The organism is Frateuria defendens, from assembly GCF_001182895.1.
Taxonomy (GTDB): domain Bacteria; phylum Pseudomonadota; class Gammaproteobacteria; order Xanthomonadales; family Rhodanobacteraceae; genus Frateuria_B; species Frateuria_B defendens.
The window spans coordinates 1-20,614 of sequence record NZ_LFQR01000057.1 but is presented as its reverse complement, the minus strand read 5'-3'; the positions used below and the strand labels follow the sequence as shown (position 1 = coordinate 20,614).

Here is a 20,614-nt window from a genome sequence, read left to right as displayed (position 1 = left end):
CCGAGGCCGACGGGACAACGACCGCGATGGGAGTCTGCGTGAGCATCAAATCCGACAAGTGGATCCGCCGCATGGCGGAGCGGCACGGCATGATCGAGCCATTCGAGCCGGGCCAGGTCAAGCACAACGGCGACGGGCGCATCGTCTCCTACGGCACCTCCAGCTACGGCTACGACGTGCGCTGCGCGCGCGAGTTCAAGATCTTCACCAACATCAATTCCACCATCGTGGACCCCAAGGCGTTCGACCCCACCAGCTTCGTGGACGTGGAGGCGGACGTGTGCATCATCCCGCCCAACTCCTTCGCACTGGCGCGCACGGTGGAGTACTTCCGCATCCCGCGCTCGGTGCTCACGGTGTGCCTGGGCAAGAGCACCTACGCGCGCTGCGGCATCATCGTCAACGTGACGCCGCTGGAGCCGGAGTGGGAAGGCCACGTGACGCTGGAGTTCTCCAACACCACCCCGCTGCCGGCCAAGATCTACGCCAACGAGGGCGTGGCGCAGATGCTGTTCTTCGAATCCGACGAGGAATGCGAGACCAGCTACAAGGACCGCGGCGGCAAGTACCAGGGCCAGCAGGGCGTGACCCTGCCGCGCACCTGACCGCCCGCCTGAACAAGGCCGAGCCCGCTCGCGCATCGCCGCGCTTCGCGGCGCTACACTCGACCCGTTCCACCTGATCGCCAGGAGATCCGCATGACCCGTTTTTCCCCGTTGCTCACCCGCCTCTGCGGCGCCCTGGTGCTCGGCAGCCTGCTGGCGCTGGCCGGTTGCCATCGCGGCGCCGCGCGGGACGAGGCGGTCGCCGCACAGGCCAAGGGGCAGTTCGACACCACCATCCAGGCCTACAAGAGCGGCCAGTTCCTGGTCGACGGCGCGGTGCTGTCGGCGCTGGATACCGGCAGCCACTTCGCCTACCTCAAGGACACCGGCAAGCTGCCCAAGACCGTGCTGCTCACCCGCAGCGACGATTCGAAGATCCGCAAGCAGCACCTGCAGTTCATGGCGCGCATGCAACTCGACTACGGCTTCATCGTCTACTACGACGACGATGGCGTGCTGAAGAAGATCAACCCGGTCGAGACCAAGGCGCGCGAGCTGGAGGATTACCACGCGCCGGTGAAGATGAACGACGAGCTCAAGGGCAAGGACGCGGCCGGCAGCGGCTACGACCCCTCGCGGCAGCAGTAAGCGCGCTCGCGTTCTGACGAAAAAGCCCGCGGCATGCCGCGGGCTTTTTTTGCGCCGGCGGCGTGGGGATCAGGGCAGGGCGGCGGGCGCCAGCGCCGCGCGCAGGGCCTCCAACAGCGCGGCCGCCGCGTCGGGCGCATAAGGCTCGGCCTTGCCGCTGCCCCACACCGGCCCCGGCCAGGCCGCGTCGCCCTCACGCCGCGCCACCACGTGCACGTGCAGCTGGCGCACGATGTTGCCGAGCGCGCCGAGGTTGAGCTTGTCGCAGGGGGCGCTCTCGCGCAGCGCGGCGGCGGCGCGGCGCACTTCCTGCCACAGCGCCTGCTGCGCGCCCTCGTCGAGGTCGTCGATTTCGACGAGGGCCTCGCGCTGCGGTACCAGCACCAGCCAGGCGAAGCGCGCATCGTTCATCAGCCGCACCTCGCACAGCGCCAGGCGCGCCACCGGCAGGGTGTCCGCGGCCAGGCGCGGGTCGAGCGTGAACACGGCGGCGCTCATGTCGGGGCAAGGTGCTTGTCGAAGAAGGCCAGCGTGCGCTCCCAGGCCTTCTGGGCGCTGGCCGCGTGGTAGGCCTTGGGGTCCACGTCGCGGTTGAAGGCGTGGCTGGCGGGGTAGGTGTACACCTCCATCTGCGGCAGCTTTTCGCGGTGCTGGGCGACCACCTCCGGCGGGATGCTCGGGTCCTTCTCGCCGAAGTGGAACATCACCGGCGCCTTGGCCGGCTGGTCGAGGAAGGGCGCGTTGCGCGCGCCGTAGTAGCTCACCGAGGGCAGGCCCAGCCGCTGCGCGGCGAGCAGGGCCACGGTGCCGCCCCAGCAGTAGCCCACGGTGCCGGTTTTGCCGGCGGTGGCGACGGCCTTGGCGGCGGCCGCCACGATCTCCACCGCGCGGTCCAGGCCCAGCTTGGCGACCAACTCGCGCCCCCGCGCGAAGCCGGGCTCGTCGTAGCCCAGTTCCACGCCGAACTCGATGGGGTCGAAGAAGGCCGGTGCGATGGCGGTGTAGCCCGCCCCGGCATAGCGGTCGGCGACGTTGCGGATGTGCGTGTTGACGCCGAAGATTTCCTGGATCACCACCAGCCCGCCCTTGGGCTGGCCGGCCGGTTCGGCGAGGTAGGCGCCGACGGTGGCGAATGGTGTGTTCAGTTCCAGCGAATGGCCCATGGCGATGGTCTCCTCCAGCAGGCGCGGCAGGGGTTTGCCGGCGATGGCGTGCGACCGGCGAGTGTAGCGGCATCGCATGGCAAGGCGGCGTGGTCGCAGGCATGCGTGACCGGGCGGCGGCCCGCAGTACACTTTGCACCTTTGCCCCAAGCCTCGCCGCCATGTCCGCACCCGCCAGCACGCAGAAGATCGGTTTCGTCAGCTTGGGCTGTCCCAAGGCGCTGGTCGATTCCGAGCGCATCCTCACCCAGCTCAAGGTCGAGGGCTACGAGATCGTGCCGAGCTACGACGCCGCCGACGCGGTGGTGGTGAACACCTGCGGCTTCATCGACGCGGCGGTGCAGGAGTCGCTGGACGCCATCGGCGAGGCGCTGCACGAGAACGGCAAGGTGATCGTCACCGGCTGCCTGGGCAAGCGCTCGGAGCTGATCCGCGAGGCCTACCCGGACGTGCTCTCGATCAGCGGCCCGCAGGACTACGCCAGCGTGATGAGCGCGGTGCACAGCGCGCTGCCGCCCCGGCGCGACAAGTTCCTCGACATCGGGCCGCTTGGGCGTCTTGACGCCCAGGCTGACGACTCGGTGGGCGTGAAGCTCACGCCCAAGCACTACGCCTACCTCAAGATTTCCGAGGGCTGCAACCACCGCTGCAGCTTCTGCATCATCCCCTCGATGCGCGGCGATCTGGTCTCGCGGCCGGTGGACGAGGTGCTGGTGGAGGCCGAGAAGCTGGTCAAGGGCGGGGTGAAGGAGCTGCTGGTGATCTCCCAGGACACCAGCGCCTACGGCGTGGACGTGAAATACGCCGAGCGCGTGTGGCGCGGCAAGGCCTACCGCACGCGCATGACCGAGCTGTGCGAGGGCCTGTCCGAACTCGGCGTGTGGACGCGCCTGCACTACGTCTACCCGTACCCGCACGTGGACGAGGTGATGCCGCTGATGGCGGCGGGCAAGATCCTCCCCTACCTCGATATCCCGTTCCAGCACGCCAGCCCGCGCATCCTGAAACTGATGAAGCGCCCCGGCAACATCGACAAGACGCTGGAGCGCATCCGCGCCTGGCGTCGCGCGGTGCCGGACATCACCCTGCGCAGCACCTTCATCGTCGGCTTCCCCGGCGAGACGGACGCGGAGTTCGAGGAGCTGCTCGACTTCCTGCGCGAGGCCGAGCTCGACCGCGTGGGCGCCTTCGCCTATTCGCCGGTGGAGGGCGCCAAGGCCAACGAGCTGCCGGGCGCGGTGCCGGAGGAGCTGAAGGAGGACCGCCTGGAGCGCTTCATGGAAGTGCAGGCGGAGATTTCCGCCGCCAAGCTCCAGCGCAAGCTCGGCAAGACCCTGCGCGTGCTGGTGGACGAGGCGAACGCGGACGGCGCGCTGGCGCGCTCCAGTGCCGACGCGCCGGAGATCGACGGCGTGGTGCGCATCGCGGACGGGCAGGGCCTCAAGCCCGGCCAGTTCGTCGATGTGGTGGTCGAGGACGCCGATGCGCACGATCTCTACGCGCGCCTGGCGCAGCCCGCGCTCAAGGTGGTCTGAGCCGTCCATGCGCTACGTCGCGCCGCCGCGCGGCACGGTCGACCGCGACGTGTTCGAGCGCATGCCGCTGGCGGCCTGGCGCGAGCATGCCGGCTGGCTCGAGGGCGCCGAATGGCCGTCCATCGAGGCGCTCAATGCGGGCCTGCCGACCGGAGCCGCCGTGCGCTTCGCCGCGCAGACGCCGGCGCTGCTCGCCGACGGCCTGCACTACGAGCAGCGCATCGCCGAGCGCGGTGTCGTCGCCACCCGTGAGCGCAACTGGCACGACCTGTTCAACGCGCTGGCGTGGCTGCGTTATCCATCGCTCAAGCGGGCGCTGAACCGGCGCCAGGTGGGCGAGATCGCGCACATGGGCACCAAGCAGCGCTCGCGGCCGCAATGCGCGCTCACCCATTTCGACGAGGCCGGCGCGGTGGTGGTGCTGCGCGACCCGGCCCTGCTCGCGCTGTGGGACGCGCACGACTGGCACGGCCTGTTCTGGCGCGAGCGGCAGGCCTGGGCGGACGGGCGCATCGAGGTCGCCGTGTTCGGTCACGCGCTGCTGGAGCACGCGCTGACGCCGGGCCGCCTGCTGGTGGCCAAGGCGCTGGCGGTGCAGCTGCCGGCAGAGGGCGGCATGGAGCGGGCGCTGGCCTGCTGCGCGAGGGCGATCGCCGAAGGATGCCTGCTGGGCGATCCGCAGGAGCTGCGCCCGCTGCCGCTGTCCGGCATCCCGCACTGGCACGCGGACAACGGCGCGGAGGCGTTCTACCACGATGCGCTCTGTTTCCGGCCGCTGCGCAGCGGCCGGCGCTATCCCGCGCCGCTGGCCGGCTAGCGGCGGCGTCCGCCGCGGCCGCGCAACGCTGATAACCTGCCGGAGCGGTACGGGGGACAGGGCATGGGCGCGATACGGTCGGGCCGGGGGCGGTCTGTCGGGTTCGCATGGGTGCTGGGCTTGCTGCTCGGCCGCGCCGCGCGCGGCGCCGGCCGCCGGCGAGCCGATCCGCTTCGGCATGATCCGCTTCGGCATGATCCGCTTCGGCATCCTGCCGATCGGCAGCGCGGCCGAGTCGCGCCAGCAGTGGAAGCCCTTGCTGGACGACCTCTCGCGGCAGCTGGGCCGGCCGGTGTCGATGGTGTCGGTGAGCCGCTACGCGGGTCTGTCCGAGGCGATCGCGGCGCAGAAGGTGGACGTGGCCTTCCTCTCCGTGGAGGCGGTCACGCGCCAGCGCATGCGCGTGGTGGCGCAGTTCGCGCGACGCGACGGCGTCCAGGGCAACGCGGCCCTGCTGATCGTGCGCGCCGGCGGGCCGATCCGCGATCTCGACGGCCTACTGGCGCAGCCGGGGCGCTGGCGCTCGCCGCCGATCCCCGCGGGCGTGCTGGTGCTGCGCGAGGGCCTCGATGCCCCGCTGCGCGAACGGCTGGCCGCCTTCATCCTCGGCTACGGCCACGGGGCGGGCGTGGCCGGCGAGCGCGAGCGTGGCAATCTCGCGCGCATCCCGGACCTGGCGGGCTTCGCGCCGGCCGGCAGCCGCGTGCTGCGGCCCTTCGTCGACATGCGCTACATGCTGCTGCCAGCAGGCCGAGCCTGCTCGCTGGATCGGCGAGCAGGCTCGCGACGCGCGCCTCGCGCAGATCGAGCGGGAGCATCGCGAGTCTTTGCGGCAGCTGAACCCCTGGCCCCGCTTTTGCGGTCGAGGCGGGGCGGGGGGTGCTAGGCTCGTGGTCCCTTTTGCAAGCACCGACGAGGTTGCCGATGAACGCACGGACCACCCAACTGTCGCGAGGCCCGATGCTGCGCCGAGCCTGGGGCGGACTGTTCGCGCTGTTGATGCTGCTGCTGCCGCTGTGGGCGCAGGCGCAGGCCGCGCCCGGCCTGCCGGAGGCCGACCAGCAGGCGATCCGCACCTACACCTTGAACGAGGACGTGTTCAACCGCCTGGTGGCCACCACCAAGGAAGGCAAGGCGATGGGCATCAAGTCGCAGCAGGCGGGCGACCCTTCGCAGATCCACACCCTGGACGACCTGGTGAAGCAGGCCATGAGCGGCGACAAGCGCATCGAGCCACTGGTCGCCAAGCACGGCTTCACCCCGCGCGAGTTCCTGCTCGCCAACATCGCGCTGATGAACGCCGGCATCGCGGTGCAGGCCAAGACCCAGCCGGAGCTGGCGCGCTACGTCGACCAGAACAAGATCAACAAGGCCAACGTGGCCTTCTACGAGTCGCACCAGTCGCAGATCGCCGCGCTGATGCAGGCGGGCGACGAGTCCGCCGGCGGCGACAAGTAAGCGTTCGACGGACGGGGCCGCCGGTGCGTTGCGCCGGCGGCCCTTTTTCGTTGGCGGCTAGCCGTCGTAGCTCACCGCGACGATGGCGAAGCCGCAGCGCCCGCCGGGCAGCTGGGCCTCGAACTCGTCATCCAGGCGCTTCTTCAGCATCGCCTGCGCCAGCGGCGAGTCGATGCTGATCCAGCCGAGCCTGGCGTCGGTCTCGTCGGGGCCGACGATGCGGTAGCGGTGGCTATCGCCGCTGGCGACGTTCTCCAGCTCCACCCACGCGCCGAAGAACACCACCTCGCCGTCGGCCGGCCGCCCTTCGGCCACTTTCAGCGAGGGAATGCGCTTGGACAGGTAGCGCACGCGGCGGTCGATCTCGCCCAGCTGCTTCTTGCGGTAGGTGTATTCCGCGTTCTCCGAGCGGTCGCCCTCGGCCGCGGCGGCGGCCAGTGCCTTGACCACGTCGGGCCGCAGCGTGTGCCACAGGTGGTCGAGCTCGGCCTTGAGCCTCTCGAAGCCGTCGCGGGTGATGATGGCGGTGGAACGGGGTGCGGGGGGGCGCCAGCGGCTCATGGGCGTGAGACAGGGAATCGGGGGTGGGGAAGAGGGGATGCAGGAGTGTGTGGTGGCGTCAGGCGCCGGCGCCGCCCGGCGGCTTGCCGCGGCGGTAGCGCTTCCAGCGCCGCGCGAGCAGGGCGAGATAGACCGCCACGCCCAGCACCAGCAGCAACAGCACCGTGTTGAACCACGGGAACGGCGGCTCGGCGCTGTCGGTGGCGCTCACCGACACCGCGTTGGGGAAGGCCGAGAACATGCGCAGGCGCCAGCCGTAGTAGGTCACCAGCACCAGCTGTTTCTCGTTGCGCGCCAGCCCCTGGGCCTGCGCCTGCAGGTCGGCGGCGTCGAACTTGAAGTACCACGGGAAGCCGAAGCGCGTGTCGTCGTTGCGGAACACGCGCGGCTCGTGCGTCTGCGGCGTCTCGGCGTTGATGAAGTAGACGTCGCGGGTCGGCCCGTCGGCGGGGTTGTTGGCGGTGACGATGCCGTTGTGGTCCATCCGCTTCACCTCGGTGCCGGTGAGGTAGACCACGGCGTGGTGCGGCAGCACGTAGTGCAGGCCGAGGCCGACGGCGACGGCCAGCAGCAGGATGGCGAGCAGACCGATGCGCTTGAGCTGTTTCATCGTGAGTTCCTCCCTCAGCGGCGGCTGCCGCCGCCGAAGATGCCGCCCAGCACGCCGCGCACGATCTGCTGGCCGAGCTTGGTGCCGGCGGCGCGCAGGGTGGACTTGGCCACCGCCTCGATCATGCCCTGGCGGCGCTTGGTGCCGAGCAGGGCGTCGCGCAGCGCATCGCCCCAGCCGGCGCCTGCGCCGGCGGGCGCGTCCTTCGCGGCGCTCTCAACGTCCGCGCTCTTGTCGGCCGCGCGCTTGGCCAGCAGCTCGGCGGCCGATTCGCGGTTGACCGCGGTGTCGTACTTGCCGCCGATCGGTGAGCGCTGGCGCACGGCGGCGCGCTCGGCCTCGGTGATGGCGCCGATGCGGCACTCGGGCGCCGTCACCAGCACCTGCTCGACCGGGCTGGGCACGCCGCCGTTGCCGAGGGTGGAGGCCAGCGCCTCGCCCACGGCGAGCTGGGTGATCGCCTCGGCCACGTTCAATTTGGGGTTGGCGACGAAAGTCTCGGCGGCGGCCCTCACCGCCTTCTGGTCGCGCGGGGTGAAGGCGCGCAGCGCGTGCTGCACGCGGTTGCCCAACTGGCCGAGGATCTCGCCCGGCACGTCGTCGGGGTTCTGCGAGCAGAAGTACACGCCCACGCCCTTGGAGCGGATCAGCCGCACCACCTGCTCCACGCGCTGGCGCAGCGCGGGCGGGCAGTCGTCGAACAGCAGGTGCGCCTCGTCGAAGAAGAACACCAGCTTGGGCTGCTCGATGTCGCCCACTTCCGGCAGCTGCTCGAACAGCTCCGACAGCAGCCACAGCAGGAAGGTGGCGTAGAGGCGGGGCTTTAGGATCAACTGGTCGGCGGCCAGCACGTTGATCACGCCGCGGCCGCTCATGTCCTGGTGCATCAGGTCGGCCAGCTCCAGCGCGGGCTCGCCGAAGAACTGCTCGGCGCCGTCCTGCTCGAGCTTGAGCAGGGCGCGCTGGATGGCGGCGATGCTCTGCGTGCTGATCAGGCCGTAGCTGGTGGAGATCTCCTTGGCGTTCTCGGCGGCGAAGCCGAGCATGGCGCGCAGGTCGTCGAGGTCGAGCAGCAGCCAGCCGTGGTCGTCGGCGACCTTGAAGGCGATCTCCAGCACGCCCTGCTGGGTGTCGTTGAGCTCCAGCACGCGGCCGAGCAGGGTGGGGCCCATCTCGCTGATGGTGGCGCGCACCGGGTGGCCGAGCTTGCCGTAGAGGTCCCAGAACACCACCGGGTTGGCCTGTGGTTTCCAGTCGGCGAGCTTGAGCTTCTCCAGTCGCGCCTTGAGCTTGTCGCCCGGTGCGCCGGCGGCCTGCGAGAGCCCGGCCAGGTCGCCCTTGGCGTCGGCCAGGAAGCAGGGCACGCCCAGGCGCGAGAAACCTTCGGCCAGCACCATCAGCGACACCGATTTGCCGGTGCCGGTGGCGCCCGCGATCATGCCGTGGCGGTTGCCGTAGTGCGGGTCGAGGGCGACGCTGGCCGCGTCGTTGCGGCCGATCAGGATCTCGCTCATGTACATCCATCCGTTGGGAACGGGACGATTGTAGTCGCCGGGGCGGGGCGGCGACCAAGTCGCGCGGGCTGCCGCCGGGACTGCTTTGGCGCCATGCCGGCCGTTGCGGCCGGGGCAGCAGGGGCGCCACCTTCGCGGCGCGTGAGCGGGCTATGCGATGGGCGATCAAGTTTTATTGAATCAGTTTCTTACGCCCACTATCGTGTACCGCTTCTAGAAGGTGGTCGCCTGCCATGCCGTCGCTCTCCCGTTCCGGAATCCTGCGTACCACCTTGCTCGCCGCGGCCACGGCCGCGCTTGCCGCGTGTGCGGGAGGCGGCGGCGTGAAGGGCGGCGCGGCGCCGGCGGGTGCCTTGGCGCTGTACGCCCAGCTCGACCAGGCCAGCAAGGGCTACGAGACGGCGCTGGTGCAGGCGCGCGAGGGCAACGCACAGGCCTCGCAGAAAACACTCGACGCCTCGCTCGACCAGCTCAAGAACGCCGCCGCGCGCTGCGGCGACACGGCGGGCTGCGACCCGCAGCGCTTCTTCTCCGTGTTCGACCGGCTGTTGCGCCTCAAGGACGGCAGCTTCTTCGACGGCGACGAGGCCGACAGCCTGGGCGACGCGGCGCCCGAAGGCGCCACCGTGGGCAACGAGGGCTCGCCCGTCACCCAGGCGCTGCCGCAGGCCCAGCGCAGCGTGACCCTGCTGCGCGGGCAGAAGCTGTCCGAGTTGATCGCCATGAACGGCCCGGTGAAAGCCGCGCTGGAGATGTGGCTGACCCAGTGGCGCCCGAACCTGATGGACGCCTGGGTCAATTACCAGTACCTGCGCTACCAGATGTGGCCGCAGTACCAGCAGGCCGACCTGCCCGAGGCGCTGCTGTTCGGCATCCTGGCCAAGGAATCGGGCGGCAAGGTGCATGCGGTGTCGCGCTCGGGCGCGGCGGGGCCGTTGCAGTTCATGTACGCCACCGGCATGCGCTTTGGCCTCACCAGCGACAGCGGCTTCGACATGCGCTTCGACCCGGCCGCCGCGGCGCGTGCCAATGCCGAGTACCTCGACGAGCAGCTGCGCGCCTTCAACAACAACCTCGAACTGACCCTGGCCGCCTACAACGGCGGGGAGGGGCGCATGCGGCGCATGGCGGGCGACGACCCGTCGGTGAGCCTCTACGACCCGAAGATCTACAGCCAGGTCTCGCAGGAGACGCGCGAATACGTGCCGGCGGTGCTGGCGGCGGCGTGGCTGTTCCTGCATCCGGACAGCTACAACCTGCGCTTCCCCAAGGTGGACGGCGTGCCCGGCCGCGTGGTGCTGAAGCGGGCGGCGTCGATCAGCGAGCTCACCGTGTGCCTGGGCTCGGCCGGCGGCATGCCGGAGGGCTGGTTCCGCACCCTGCGCAACCTCAATCCGCGGCTGGACCCGCAGGTGGTGCAGCCAGCCGGCGCGCAGCTGGCGGTGCCCAGGCTGCTGGAGCCCGCCTATGCCGCGCGCTGCGTGGACGGGCCGTGGCCGATCCTGGCCAACGACCTGCACACCGCGGTGCTGCCGGTGGTGCCGGCGATGGTTTCGGCGCCGCCGGCGCCTTCCTCGCGCGCCGCCGCGCGGGCCCGCTCCTACGTGGTACGGCGGGGCGACACCCTGGCGGGCATCGTGCGCAAGATGGGTTGCTCCGACGTGCGCGAAGTGGCCGAGCTCAACGACCTCAGGCACCACCACCTGAAGGTGGGGCAGGCGCTGAAGCTGCCGTCCTGCCGCTGATCGCGGGCGCGGCGCTCAGGCCGTTGTGCCCGAGTGCATCCACGCGCTGGCGGCATCCGCCTTGTCGCCGCGCAGTTCCTTGAGTTCGCGCACGATGCGCATCAGCTGGCGATGCTGCGCACGTAGGCCGGCATGGGGCGCATCCTTGGTTTCGTGATAGGCCGCCGCCAGCCACAGCGCCATGCCGCGCAGGGCGACCTCGGCATTCTCGGAGCGGGCGCGGGCGTAGCCGATCATGGTGCCCTGGCCCCACGGCAGGTAGCGCTGCTCCGGCGGCGTGCCGTAGAGGTGGGGAAAATCGCTGCGCGAGGCCTGGCCGATCTCGCGCAGGGTGAGGGCGCCCAGGCGTGCGCGCCCCTGGCGGGGCAAAGCCTGGATGTTGCGTTCGATGGTGCGGAACTGGCGGTTCAACTGGCGATGGCGGCCCAGTGCGATCAGCTGGCTGAGTAGGCGCATGCGTTCCCCTCGGATCGGTCTGCCGCCGGCGACGAGGGTGCCGCCGGCGTTAACGACCGAACATAGCGGGATGTGACGGCGGGTTTGAGCCTAGGGCGTCACAAAACGACGCATTGCGTCAGTCCTGGCCCAGCATCCCCAGCCGCTGGCCGACCTTCACCGCCTGCTGCGGCGCGAGCGCGTCGAGTTCGGCCATGCCTTCGGGCAGCAGCAGGATCACGGTGGAGCCCATGTTGAAGCGGGCCATCTCGGCGAAGCGCGCCAGCGTGATGTCTTGCCCGGCGAAGGACTTGCGGCGGATCGACGGCGCATAGGGCGGGATCACCAGGCCGTCCCACACGGTGGCCACCGAGGACACCAGGATCGCGCCCACCATCACCACCGCGAACGGCCCGTGTTCGCCCTCGAAGTGGCACACCAGCCGCTCGTTGCGCGCGAACAAGCGCGGGATCGCCTCCACCGCGAACGGCGCCACGCTGAAGATGCGGCCGGGCACGTGCACGGTCTCCTTCAGCGTGCCCTTGAGCGGCATGTGCACGCGGTGGTAGTCGCGCGGCGACAGGTACACGGTGGCGAAGCGGCCGTTGCGATAGGGCGCGGCCGCGGCCTCCTCGCCCAGCAGCTCGGCGGCGGTATAGCTCTGGCCCTTGGCCTGGAAGATGCGCCCGTCCACGATCGGCCCGGCCTGGCTGATGCGCCCGTCGGCGGGCGAGATCACGGTGGCGGGGTCGGCATCCGCCTGGCGCGCGTCGGGCCGCAGCTTGCGGGTGAAGAACGCATTGAAGTGCTGATAGGCCAGCGCGTCGGGCTGCAGCGCCTGGCTCATGTCCACGTCGTAGTGCCGCACGATCTGGCCGATCAGGAAGTTCTTCCACGGCGAGAAGGTCCAGCGGGTGGCCCAGTAGACCACGCGCGAGAGGGCGCGGTGGGGGAGGAGGTATTGCAGGAGAACGTTGAAAGTCATCCGGTGAATTATAGGGGCAGCCATGGGCTCGCCCGGACGTGTCGGGAAGAAATAACACCGCCACGGACAAAAAAGGCGCCACCGCGGAGCGGTGGCGCCAAGGGAGAGCTGAGCTATCCCTGATGCTCAGAGGTTGAAGTCGTACTGCGCCTCCAGCATGAACTGCCGCGGGGTTTCGTACATGTTGCCCAGCTTGTAGGTGGGATCCGCCTGCGCGCCGCTGCCGGTCGAACTGCCGCCCGTCTGCCCGGTGTAGTACACGGTGACCGGCTTGACGTTGTTGAGCAGGTTGGTGGCGCTCAGGCGCAGCGTCAGGCCCTTGACCCGCTCGGGCATGTAGCTGAGCGAGGGGCTCAGCACGTAGGTCCACGGCGTGCGGCCAGCATGGCCGCGCGAGGACACCGTGTTGGTCGTGGTGTCGATGACGCCGTCGCTGCCCACGTTGCCGTTGCAGTAGTGGTAGGAGTTGCCGTAGCCCTCGTAGCCCGCGATGGCGGTGTCCGGGTAGTAGCCGTAGCAGCTGATCGGCGCGCCCGAAGCGATGTTCACGGTGAAGCCGAGCTGCCACTCCGGCTTGAACTTCCAGGCACCGAACAAGTTGATCACGTGGCGGTGGTCGTTCGGCAGGTAGCCGCCGGCGCCCTGCATGATCTCGGGGTAGTCGAAGGCCTGCGTGGTGCCGGCGTCGGCCTGGCCGGTCGGGCCGACGTCGGTGCCCACCATGCCCTCGGTGTTGCCGTAGGACTGCGACCACACGTAGGAGCCCTTCAGGTACCACACGTTGTCCCACTGGCGCTCGAAACTGAAGGTCACCGAGTTGTAGTCGCGCTTGGCCTTGGGCGAGCCGATGTCGGCGGCGGACAGGTGGACCGGCGTCTGCTGGCCGTTGCCGGTGAGGTCCACGTTCCAGGTGCCGCCGGAGCCGGGGTTGAACAGGAAGCAGCCGCCCTGGTCGACCGGTGGCGCGACGTTGCTGCCCGCCGCGGCCATCGCGTCGCCGTAGCCGTGCGCGGCGCCCCACGCGGCGAACGGGCGCCAGTCGCAGAAGTCGTCGATGGCGGTGTGCAGGTGACGGCGCATCAGCTGCACGCCGAGGATCCAGCCGTCGTCCAGCGATTTCTGGAAGCCCAGGGTGTATTCGTCCTGCGTATAGGGCTTGAGCGACTGGTCGGAATAGCTACCCGGCGCGACGGGCTGGCCGCTCTCGCCGTTGATGATCTGCTTGGAGCCGGGAATTTCCTTGGCATTGATCGGCAGGCCCGTCGCCGGGTCCACGCCGCTGTAGGTGAAGTAGTCGTACGTGAAGATGGACGGGCTGCCCGCGCGCAGGGCCACGCCCGAATCCACCGGCAGCGCGTAGCGGCCGGCAGTGGCGTAGAGTTTGAGGGAGGAATCGCCGAACACGTCCCAGCTCAGGCCCAGGCGCGGCTGCCAGATGTGCGACTGCTTGATGAAGGTGTCGCCCGAGCCGTTGTAGTCGGAGAACTTGTCGTAGCGGACGCCGTAGTTGAACAGCCAGTTCTGGTCGATGGTCCAGGAATCCTTGAGGTAGGCCGAGGTCGTGTGGATGCCGACCGAGGCCGAGGTCTGGAACAGGAACTGCTGGGTGTAGTCCTGATAGGGCGTGCCGGTGAAGCTGCCCTGGCCGTCGTCCGTCTGGTAGGTGTACTGCGTCTGGGTCGAGCCGCCCTTGCTGGTGAAGCTCTCCTTGCTCGCGCCGCCGACGATGTCGTGGTCGCCCACCACCCATTCGAGGTTGACGGTGCCGGTCTTGCGCTTGTCTACCGGATTGGAGGTCGATTGAGCCGGGAAGACCGAGCAGCCCTGGATCGGCTGGGTGATGCTGCCGTTGAGGATGCCAGCCCGCTGGTCGGAGATGGCCGGGCACGCGGTGCCGGCGGAGCCCAGCACGCCGTTGTAGGTGCTCTTCACGCCGCTGCTGGCGGCGAAGACGGACTGGGGGTTGCCTTCGTTCGGGTTGTAGAACGTGGCATGGCCGTAGATGGCGGTCAAGGTCAGGCCGTCGGTGATCTGCCACACGTCCTTGAACACGTTGACGCGGCCGCCGGTCTTGTAATTGCCAGTGCCCACGTAATTGCCGAAATGCGGCTGCAGCTGGCTGTCGTAGGCCAGGTCGTACATCCGCTGGGCCTCGTGATTGACGTTATTGACCGAGGTCCAGGTAGCCGTGTTGTTGTCGGTGATATTCCAGTCCAGGCGGCCGAGATAATAGGGCGAGGATTTGTGCGTTTTCCAGGCGCCGGCCTGGATCGGCGTGCTGTAGCCGCCGGGCGGGAGCAATTGGGTGTTGTTGCTCAGGACGCTGGTCTTGTCCTGGCTGAACTGCGCGGCGCCGAAGAAGAACAGCTTGTCCTTGATGATCGGCCCGCCGATCCAGGCGCTGTAGGTCCGGTCGGAGCTGTTGTCGCCCTCGTAGGACCTGGCGAGATTGCCGTTGCGGTAATACACGTCCGGCGCATGGCCCTGCCAGGCGTAGGGGCTGACCTGCACGTCGACGCCGCCCTTCCACTGGTTGGTGCCCTGCTTGGTGTTGACGCTCACCACGCCGCCGGTGGAGAAGCCGTACTCGGGGCCGTAGCTGCCGGTCTGCACGTCTTCCTGCGCGATGGCGAACCAGGGCACATGGGCGAAGGACATGCTGTTGTACATGTCGGTGACGTTGAAGCCGTCGATGTAGTAGCTGTTCTCGGCCGACGAGGAACCGCCGAAGGACGGCGGGCCGAAGGTGGAGTTGCCCACGGTGCCGGGCGTCAGCGCCGCGACGGCCAGCACGTTGCGCGGCACGGGAAGGTCCTGGAGCTGCTCGGCGGTGAACACCGTGCGCACCGTCGTGGACTTCACGTCGATCGAGTTCGGCGAGGGAGCCGTGACCGTGACGGCCTGCAACTGCCGCGCGCTGGCGGCGCTGGCCGCATTGGCGAAGTTCACCTGGATCGACGAGCCGGCGACCACGGTGGTTTCCTGGGTCGCCGTAGTGGCGCCGTTCTCGACCAGGGTGACCGTGTAGTGGCCGAGCGGCAGGCCGTTGACGGCGTACTGCCCGTTGCCACCGACGGTGACGTCCTGGCTGCGTCCCGTGCTGGCGGAGGTGATGTGGACGGTATCGCCCGCGCGGGCGGAACCGTAAATGGTGCCGTAGGAGGACTGGGCGTGCGCGACTTGCGGCAGCGTCAGGACGGACAGGCCGAGCACGCCGGCGACCGCCGCGCCCAGGGTGGTTCGGCGCAAACGGCGCCGGCGCGTATGGAGTGAAGACATCATCGCGTGGATTTCCCCGGAATAATAAAAATGAGGCAAGAAAATCAAGTGGGAGGGAGGTCGCCGATAACGGCGACCGGTGATGTTTAGCTTCTCGTTTTTTGAGTGTCAACGTTTCGTTTTTTGCGAAATAAAATACGACAGCTATTATTTTTCGGATAATCATTGCATTCGAATTTAATTGCCGCGATAAATTGCGCTGAATTGGTTTCCTCCGGCAATTGCAGGGCTTGCCCGGGCGCGGCGGAACGGGGCGGCGGGCGCCGCGCGGCGTCGGCTATAATTGCGATTTGCGACTTCTTGCAGCCGACCTCGTGACCGCCGAACTTGCCTCCATCATCGACTTCATCCGCTACGGCGCCAGCCGTTTCTCGGCCGCCGGGCTGACCTTCGGCCACAGCCACGACAACCCCATCGACGAGGCCACGCACCTGGTGCTGGCCGGCCTGCACCTGCCGCCGGACATCCCGCCCGCGTACGGCGCGGGCAAACTCACCGCGGAGGAGCGCGGGCGCGTGCTGGCGCTGATCGAGCGGCGCGTGGCCGAGCGCGTGCCGGTGGCCTACCTGGTTGGCGAGACGTGGTTCGCGGGCCTCAAGTTCAAGAGCGACCGCCGCGCGCTGGTGCCGCGCTCGCCGATCGCCGAGCTGATCGAGAACGGCTTTTCGCCGTGGCTGGACGAGCGCCACGTGGAGCGCGCGCTGGACCTGTGCACCGGCTCGGGCTGCATCGGCATCGCCATGGCCGAGTACAACCCCGCCTGGCAGGTGGACATCGTGGACATCAGCGACGAGGCGCTGTCGCTGGCGCGCGAGAACATCGCATTCCAGCACGTCGAGGGGCGCGTGGAGGCGGTCAAGTCCGACCTGTTCGGCGCCCTGGCCGGCCGCCGCTACGACCTGATCGTCTCCAACCCGCCCTACGTCACCGAAGACGAATACGCCGCGCTGCCCGGCGAATACGCGCACGAGCCCAAGCTCGGTCTCACCTCGGGCGAGGACGGGCTGGACATCTGCCTGCGTATCCTCGACCAGGCGGCCGATTACCTCTCCGGGGACGGCCTGCTGATCGTCGAGGTGGGCGAGAGCGAGCGGGCGCTGGCCGCGCTGCTGCCGGAGGTGCCCTTCGTGTGGCTGGAGTTCAAGGTCGGCCAGATGGGCATCTTCGCGCTGGAGCGGCGCGATCTCGTCGAGCACGCGGCGGCGATCCGCGCGGCGGCCGTGGCGCGCGCCTGAGCCGGGCCGGCGTCGGCGCCGCGGGCGAGTGCGGATGGAACTGCAAACGCCGCGCCTGACCATCGATGCCCTGCGGCGCGAAGACGCCGCCGCGCTGTTCGCCTACCGCGCGGATCAGCGCGTGGCCCGCTACCAGAGCTGGCGGCCGCAGAGCGAAGCCGAGGCGCAGGCCTTCATCGCGGCGCAGGCGGCACTGGCCCCCGGCGTGCCGGACGGCTGGTTCCAGCGCGCCATTCGCCTGCGCGAAAGCGGTGCTCTGGTCGGCGACCTGGGGCTGTGCGTGCCGGCGGGCCCGCGGGCCTCGGTGGAGTTCGGCATCAGCCTCGCGCCGGCGCATCAGGCCCAGGGGCTGGCGCGCGAAGCGTTGCGCGCGCTGCGCTTCGTGTTCGACGTCCTGGGGCGGCATCGCGTCCAGGCGGCGGCCGATCCGCGCAACATGGCCAGCCTGGCCTTGCTGCGTGCCCTGGGCATGCGCCAGGAGGCGCATTTCCGCGAGAGCCTGTACCTGCGGCGAGTGGATGGACGACGTGGTGTTCGGCCTGCTGGCGCGCGAGTGGCGCGGGGCGGACGGCTAAACGGATCGGCGCGATGCCCCTGCGCAGGGCGCGAACCGTGGCGGCGCGGGGCGGGCGGCGAGGGCGCAAACCCTTGCGGCGCCGAGCGTGACCGGCCGCGACGTGGCAAGATGTAAGGCCGCGAACCCTCTGGCCTTGCCCGGGCGCCGCGCCAACCGTTCCCTCGTCCCCGGCTTTCCCGTGTCCAGCAACTCCTTCGGCAAACTCTTCACCGTCACCACTTTCGGCGAAAGCCACGGGCCGGCCATCGGCTGCGTGATCGACGGCTGCCCGCCGGGGCTGCCGATCAGCGCGGAGGAGTTCCGCCACGACCTGGAGCGGCGCGCCACCGGTCGCAGCCGGCACACCTCGCAGCGGCGCGAGAGCGACGAGATCGACATCCTCTCGGGCGTGTACGAGGGCCGCACCACCGGCACGCCGATCGCGCTCTTGATCCGCAACACCGACCAGCGCAGCAAGGACTACGGCGACATCGCCCAGACCTTCCGCCCCGGCCACGCCGACTACACCTACTGGCAGAAGTACGGCATCCGCGACCCGCGCGGCGGCGGCCGCTCCTCGGCGCGCGAGACCACCATGCGGGTGGCCGCGGGCGTGGTCGCCAAGAAGTGGCTGGCCGAGCGCTACGGCGTGCGCGTGCGCGCGCACCTCTCGCAGCTGGGCGAGGTGACGCCGCGCGGCTTCGACTGGGCGGCGGTGGAGCAGAACCCGTTCTTCTGGCCCGACGCCGCGCAGGTGCCGGAGCTGGAGAAGTACATGGACGCGCTGCGCAAGTCCGGCGACTCGGTCGGCGCGCGCGTGAGCGCGGTGGCCGAAGGCGTGCCGCCGGGCTGGGGCGAGCCGATCTACGGCAAGCTCGACGGCGACCTCGCCGCGGCGATGATGTCGATCAACGCCGTGAAGGGCGTGGAGATCGGCGACGGCTTCGCCGCGGTGGCCCAGCACGGCAGCGAGCATCGCGACGAAATGGGTCTGGACGGCTTTGCGTCCAACCACGCCGGCGGCATCCTGGGCGGCATCAGCAGCGGGCAGCCGGTCGCCGTGTCGGTGGCCTTCAAGCCCACCTCCAGCATCCTGATCCCCGGGCACAGCGTGAACCTCGCCGGCGAGCCGGTGGAGGTGGTCACCAAGGGCCGTCACGACCCCTGCGTGGGTATCCGCGCCACGCCGATCGTGGAGGCCATGCTGGCGCTGGTGCTGATGGACCACGCCCTGCGCCATCGCGCGCAATGCGGCGACGTGGGCGAAGTGCAGCCCCGCATCGCCTGACGGCCTTCGGGCCCTGCGCCACCGGCGGCGACGCCGTCGATCCGCCGGTGGCCGTTACGACTGGATGGATCGAGCATGAGCGAAAAGAAGAAAGTGTGGGTGTCGCGCCCGCTGTTCCCCGAGGTGTTGGCGCGGCTGGCCGAACAGTTCGAGGTGGAGGCCGAGACGGTCGAACGCCGTTACTCCCCCGAAGAGCTGCGCGCCAGGCTGGCCGGCGTGGACGGTGCCGTGGTCGGCCTGGTCGATCGCATCGACGCGGCGGTGCTGGAAGGCAACACGCGGCTCAAGGTCGTCGCCAACCTTGGCGTCGGCCACAACAACCTCGACCTGCCGGCGCTGACGCGCGCCGGCGTGCTCGCCTCCAACACGCCCGACGTGCTCAACGAGACCACCGCCGACTACGGCTGGGCGCTGCTGATGGCGGCCGCGCGCCGCGTGGGCGCCGCCGAGCGCTGGCTGCGCGCGGGCGAGTGGCCGAAGCAGGGCGTGCACTTCGACGACTGGCTGGGCGTGGACCTGCACGGCCGCACGCTCGGCGTGCTCGGCATGGGCCGCATCGGCCGCGCGGTGGCGCGCCGCGCCGCCGGTTTCGACATGCGCGTGCTCTACCACAACCGCACGCGCCTCTCCGACGAACTCGAACGCAGCTGCCACGCCGCCTGGGTGGAGAAGGAGACGCTGCTGCGCGAGGTGGACCACCTCGTGCTGGTGCTGCCCTTCACCCCGGCCAACCGCCACGCCATCGGCGCGGCCGAACTGGCGCTGATGAAGCCCACGGCGGTGCTGGTGAACATCGCCCGCGGCGGCATCGTGGACGACGCGGCGCTGGCCGCGGCCCTGCGCGAAGGGCGCCTGGCGGCGGCGGGCCTCGACGTGTTCGAGGGCGAGCCGGCGGTGCATGCGGACCTGCTCGCGCTCGACAACGTGGTGCTCAGCCCGCACATCGCCAGCGCGAGCTTCACCACCCGCCGCGCCATGGCCGACATGGCGGCGGACAACGTGCTGGCGGTGATCGGCGCGGAGCCGGGCAAGCCGGTGTCGCCGCTCAACCCCGAAGTGCTGGCGGCGAAGGGCTGATCCCAAGGCATGCCGGCGCCCGCGTGGGCGCCGGCTGCGTGGCGTTGCGCTGCGCGGCTCAGTGGGCCGCGAAGTGCAGCACGGTTTCTTCGTGCAGGGTCTGGCCCGGCTTCAGCACGGTGCTGGGAAACTTCGGCTGGTTGGGCGAGTCGGGGAAGTGCTCGGCCTCCAGCGCGAAGGCGTCGCCCTGGCGGTAGGCCTTGCCGGTGCTGCCGGCCACGCTGCCGTCCAGCCCGTTGGCGGTATAGAACTGCAGGCCCGGTTGGGTGGTGGAGACCTCCAGCACGCGGCCGCTCTTGGGGTCGGACACGCGGGCGGCGAAGGCGGGCTTGCCCTTGCCGCCGTTGTCGAGCACGAAGTTGTGGTCGTAGCCGTGCGCCCACAGCATCTGCGGGTTGGAGGAGCGCAGGCCCTTACCGATCGGCGTGGGCTTGCGCAGGTCGAACGGCGTGCCGGCGACCGGGGCCAGTTCGCCGGTGGGGATCGAGGTGGCGTCGGTGGGCGTGTAGCGCGAGGCGGCGATCTCGATCAGCTGGTCCTCCACGCTGCCGGCGTCTTGGCCGGCCAGGTTGAAGTAGCTGTGGTTGGTGAGGTTGATCACGGTGTCGCGGTCGGTGGTGGCGCTGTACTGGATGTGCAGCGCGTCGCTGTCGTCGAGGATGTAGCGCACGTGCGCGGTGAGCGTGCCCGGGAAGCCGTTCTCGCCGTCGGGGCTCACGTAGGTCAGCTCGGCGCCGACGCCGTTGGGCACCGTCACCGGCTGTACCGACCACAGCTTGGCGTCGAAGCTGTTCGGGCCGGCATGCAAGGTGTTGGGCGGGTTGTTGATCGGCAGCTGGTAGGTCTTGCCGTCGAGGGTGAAGCGGCCGGCCGCGATGCGGTTGGCGTAGCGGCCGATCAGGGCGCCGAAGTGGATGTTGCCGTTGTACTTCTCGTAGTCCTTCAGCGAGCCGAAGCCGAGCGCGATGTTGGCCAGCTTGCCGTGGCGGTCGGGCGTGTCGATGTCGGTGAGGATGCCGCCGTAGCTGATGAACTTCACCACGATGCCGTGGGCGTTCTTCAAGGTGTACTGCTCGACCGCCTTGCCGTCGGCGGTGGTGCCGTAGGGCGCCTTCTGCAAGGCGTCGGCCGCCTGGGACGGCAGCGCGGCGGCGAGGCCGGCG

Annotated in this window: 20 protein-coding genes; 11 read left to right on the top strand and 9 right to left on the bottom strand. The window is 69.7% G+C overall.

Features of this window, described 5'->3' with window-relative positions:
• Window positions 1–38: 38 nt before the first annotated feature.
• Together dcd and ACH65_RS09265 are read left to right on the top strand one after the other, a co-directional pair.
• On the top strand, window positions 39–605 hold the full coding sequence (dcd, locus tag ACH65_RS09270; protein WP_049622312.1) for a dCTP deaminase: 567 nt from the start codon (window positions 39–41) through the stop codon (window positions 603–605).
• Between the two features lie 93 nt (window positions 606–698).
• Window positions 699–1,193, top strand: coding sequence for a hypothetical protein (locus ACH65_RS09265; RefSeq protein WP_049622311.1), 495 nt, complete (start codon window positions 699–701; stop codon window positions 1,191–1,193).
• 69 nt (window positions 1,194–1,262) lie between these two features.
• On the opposite strand, the gene ACH65_RS09260 is transcribed toward ACH65_RS09265, so the two are convergent.
• The gene (locus ACH65_RS09260) at window positions 1,263–1,691 is read right to left on the bottom strand and encodes an HIT domain-containing protein (protein WP_049622310.1); all 429 of its coding nucleotides are present in this window, start codon (window positions 1,689–1,691) and stop codon (window positions 1,263–1,265) included.
• Window positions 1,688–2,356 carry a dienelactone hydrolase family protein gene (locus ACH65_RS09255; RefSeq protein ID WP_049622332.1) on the bottom strand — a complete coding sequence of 223 codons (669 nt, stop codon included), beginning with the start codon at window positions 2,354–2,356 and terminating at the stop codon, window positions 1,688–1,690. The genes ACH65_RS09260 and ACH65_RS09255 overlap by 4 nt, the downstream gene beginning before the upstream one ends.
• A 161-nt stretch (window positions 2,357–2,517) precedes the next feature.
• On the opposite strand from ACH65_RS09255, the gene rimO reads away from it, so the two are divergent.
• The 4 genes from rimO to ACH65_RS20550 all read left to right on the top strand — a co-directional run bounded on the left by rimO (window position 2,518) and on the right by ACH65_RS20550 (window position 6,166).
• Complete coding sequence (rimO, locus tag ACH65_RS09250; RefSeq protein WP_049622309.1) at window positions 2,518–3,891, top strand: 30S ribosomal protein S12 methylthiotransferase RimO; 1,374 nt, start codon at window positions 2,518–2,520, stop codon at window positions 3,889–3,891.
• A 7-nt stretch (window positions 3,892–3,898) separates the two neighbouring features.
• Complete coding sequence (locus tag ACH65_RS09245) at window positions 3,899–4,708, top strand: DUF3025 domain-containing protein (protein ID WP_049622308.1); 810 nt, start codon at window positions 3,899–3,901, stop codon at window positions 4,706–4,708.
• 178 nt (window positions 4,709–4,886) lie between these two features.
• Window positions 4,887–5,594, top strand: coding sequence for a PhnD/SsuA/transferrin family substrate-binding protein (locus tag ACH65_RS20555; protein ID WP_049622307.1), 708 nt, complete (start codon window positions 4,887–4,889; stop codon window positions 5,592–5,594).
• A gap of 38 nt (window positions 5,595–5,632) precedes the next feature.
• Window positions 5,633–6,166, top strand: a complete 534-nt coding sequence (locus ACH65_RS20550; protein WP_202594178.1) for a hypothetical protein — start codon at window positions 5,633–5,635, stop codon at window positions 6,164–6,166.
• 57 nt (window positions 6,167–6,223) lie between these two features.
• Here the strand turns inward: ACH65_RS20550 and greB are convergent, their stop codons facing one another.
• Genes greB through ACH65_RS09220 form a run of 3 tightly spaced genes read right to left on the bottom strand, consistent with a single transcriptional unit; the run spans window position 6,224 to window position 8,851 of the window.
• Window positions 6,224–6,727 carry a transcription elongation factor GreB gene (gene greB / locus ACH65_RS09230; protein WP_049622305.1) on the bottom strand — a complete coding sequence of 168 codons (504 nt, stop codon included), beginning with the start codon at window positions 6,725–6,727 and terminating at the stop codon, window positions 6,224–6,226.
• A 58-nt stretch (window positions 6,728–6,785) separates the two neighbouring features.
• On the bottom strand, window positions 6,786–7,337 hold the full coding sequence (locus ACH65_RS09225) for a DUF1523 family protein (protein WP_049622304.1): 552 nt from the start codon (window positions 7,335–7,337) through the stop codon (window positions 6,786–6,788).
• Window positions 7,338–7,351: 14 nt separating this feature from the next.
• On the bottom strand, window positions 7,352–8,851 hold the full coding sequence (locus ACH65_RS09220) for a helicase HerA-like domain-containing protein (RefSeq protein WP_049622303.1): 1,500 nt from the start codon (window positions 8,849–8,851) through the stop codon (window positions 7,352–7,354).
• 233 nt (window positions 8,852–9,084) lie between these two features.
• Between ACH65_RS09220 and ACH65_RS09215 the strand changes: the two genes are divergently transcribed.
• Complete coding sequence (locus ACH65_RS09215) at window positions 9,085–10,596, top strand: transglycosylase SLT domain-containing protein (RefSeq protein WP_049622302.1); 1,512 nt, start codon at window positions 9,085–9,087, stop codon at window positions 10,594–10,596.
• 15 nt (window positions 10,597–10,611) lie between these two features.
• Here ACH65_RS09215 and ACH65_RS09210 read toward each other — a convergent pair whose 3' ends face one another.
• The 3 genes from ACH65_RS09210 to ACH65_RS09200 all read right to left on the bottom strand — a co-directional run bounded on the left by ACH65_RS09210 (window position 10,612) and on the right by ACH65_RS09200 (window position 15,265).
• Complete coding sequence (locus tag ACH65_RS09210; protein WP_049622301.1) at window positions 10,612–11,052, bottom strand: hypothetical protein; 441 nt, start codon at window positions 11,050–11,052, stop codon at window positions 10,612–10,614.
• 118 nt (window positions 11,053–11,170) lie between these two features.
• Entirely contained in the window at window positions 11,171–12,016 is an 846-nt protein-coding gene (gene asd, locus ACH65_RS09205) for an archaetidylserine decarboxylase (protein ID WP_049622300.1), read from the bottom strand.
• A gap of 126 nt (window positions 12,017–12,142) precedes the next feature.
• Entirely contained in the window at window positions 12,143–15,265 is a 3,123-nt protein-coding gene (locus ACH65_RS09200; RefSeq protein ID WP_049622299.1) for a TonB-dependent receptor, read from the bottom strand.
• A gap of 344 nt (window positions 15,266–15,609) precedes the next feature.
• Here ACH65_RS09200 and prmB point away from each other — a divergent pair, with 344 nt between their 5' ends.
• From prmB to ACH65_RS09180, 4 genes are all read left to right on the top strand, one after another.
• Window positions 15,610–16,530, top strand: coding sequence for a 50S ribosomal protein L3 N(5)-glutamine methyltransferase (gene prmB / locus ACH65_RS09195; RefSeq protein WP_049622298.1), 921 nt, complete (start codon window positions 15,610–15,612; stop codon window positions 16,528–16,530).
• Window positions 16,531–16,564: 34 nt separating this feature from the next.
• Entirely contained in the window at window positions 16,565–17,221 is a 657-nt protein-coding gene (locus ACH65_RS09190) for a GNAT family N-acetyltransferase (RefSeq protein ID WP_237561480.1), read from the top strand.
• Between the two features lie 64 nt (window positions 17,222–17,285).
• Window positions 17,286–18,374: a chorismate synthase gene (aroC, locus tag ACH65_RS09185; protein ID WP_049622297.1), complete on the top strand. Its 1,089-nt coding sequence runs from the start codon at window positions 17,286–17,288 to the stop codon at window positions 18,372–18,374.
• 75 nt (window positions 18,375–18,449) lie between these two features.
• Complete coding sequence (locus ACH65_RS09180; RefSeq protein WP_049622296.1) at window positions 18,450–19,451, top strand: 2-hydroxyacid dehydrogenase; 1,002 nt, start codon at window positions 18,450–18,452, stop codon at window positions 19,449–19,451.
• A 58-nt stretch (window positions 19,452–19,509) separates the two neighbouring features.
• Here ACH65_RS09180 and ACH65_RS09175 read toward each other — a convergent pair.
• Window positions 19,510–20,614: aldose epimerase family protein (locus tag ACH65_RS09175; protein ID WP_049622295.1), on the bottom strand; the 1,105-nt coding region annotated here is incomplete at its 5' end.

Coding starts and splice junctions, on each gene's coding strand:
- ACH65_RS09265 (WP_049622311.1), top strand. CDS start 699: ATGACCCGTTTTTCCCCGTTGCTCACCCGCCTCTGCGGCGCCCTGGTG.
- asd (WP_049622300.1), bottom strand. CDS start 12,016: ATGACTTTCAACGTTCTCCTGCAATACCTCCTCCCCCACCGCGCCCTC.
- ACH65_RS09245 (WP_049622308.1), top strand. CDS start 3,899: ATGCGCTACGTCGCGCCGCCGCGCGGCACGGTCGACCGCGACGTGTTC.
- ACH65_RS09255 (WP_049622332.1), bottom strand. CDS start 2,356: ATGGGCCATTCGCTGGAACTGAACACACCATTCGCCACCGTCGGCGCC.
- ACH65_RS09190 (WP_237561480.1), top strand. CDS start 16,565: ATGGAACTGCAAACGCCGCGCCTGACCATCGATGCCCTGCGGCGCGAA.
- ACH65_RS09215 (WP_049622302.1), top strand. CDS start 9,085: ATGCCGTCGCTCTCCCGTTCCGGAATCCTGCGTACCACCTTGCTCGCC.
- ACH65_RS09180 (WP_049622296.1), top strand. CDS start 18,450: ATGAGCGAAAAGAAGAAAGTGTGGGTGTCGCGCCCGCTGTTCCCCGAG.
- rimO (WP_049622309.1), top strand. CDS start 2,518: ATGTCCGCACCCGCCAGCACGCAGAAGATCGGTTTCGTCAGCTTGGGC.
- ACH65_RS09225 (WP_049622304.1), bottom strand. CDS start 7,337: ATGAAACAGCTCAAGCGCATCGGTCTGCTCGCCATCCTGCTGCTGGCC.
- ACH65_RS20555 (WP_049622307.1), top strand. CDS start 4,887: ATGATCCGCTTCGGCATGATCCGCTTCGGCATCCTGCCGATCGGCAGC.
- ACH65_RS09260 (WP_049622310.1), bottom strand. CDS start 1,691: ATGAGCGCCGCCGTGTTCACGCTCGACCCGCGCCTGGCCGCGGACACC.
- greB (WP_049622305.1), bottom strand. CDS start 6,727: ATGAGCCGCTGGCGCCCCCCCGCACCCCGTTCCACCGCCATCATCACC.
- ACH65_RS09220 (WP_049622303.1), bottom strand. CDS start 8,851: ATGAGCGAGATCCTGATCGGCCGCAACGACGCGGCCAGCGTCGCCCTC.
- ACH65_RS09210 (WP_049622301.1), bottom strand. CDS start 11,052: ATGCGCCTACTCAGCCAGCTGATCGCACTGGGCCGCCATCGCCAGTTG.
- ACH65_RS20550 (WP_202594178.1), top strand. CDS start 5,633: ATGAACGCACGGACCACCCAACTGTCGCGAGGCCCGATGCTGCGCCGA.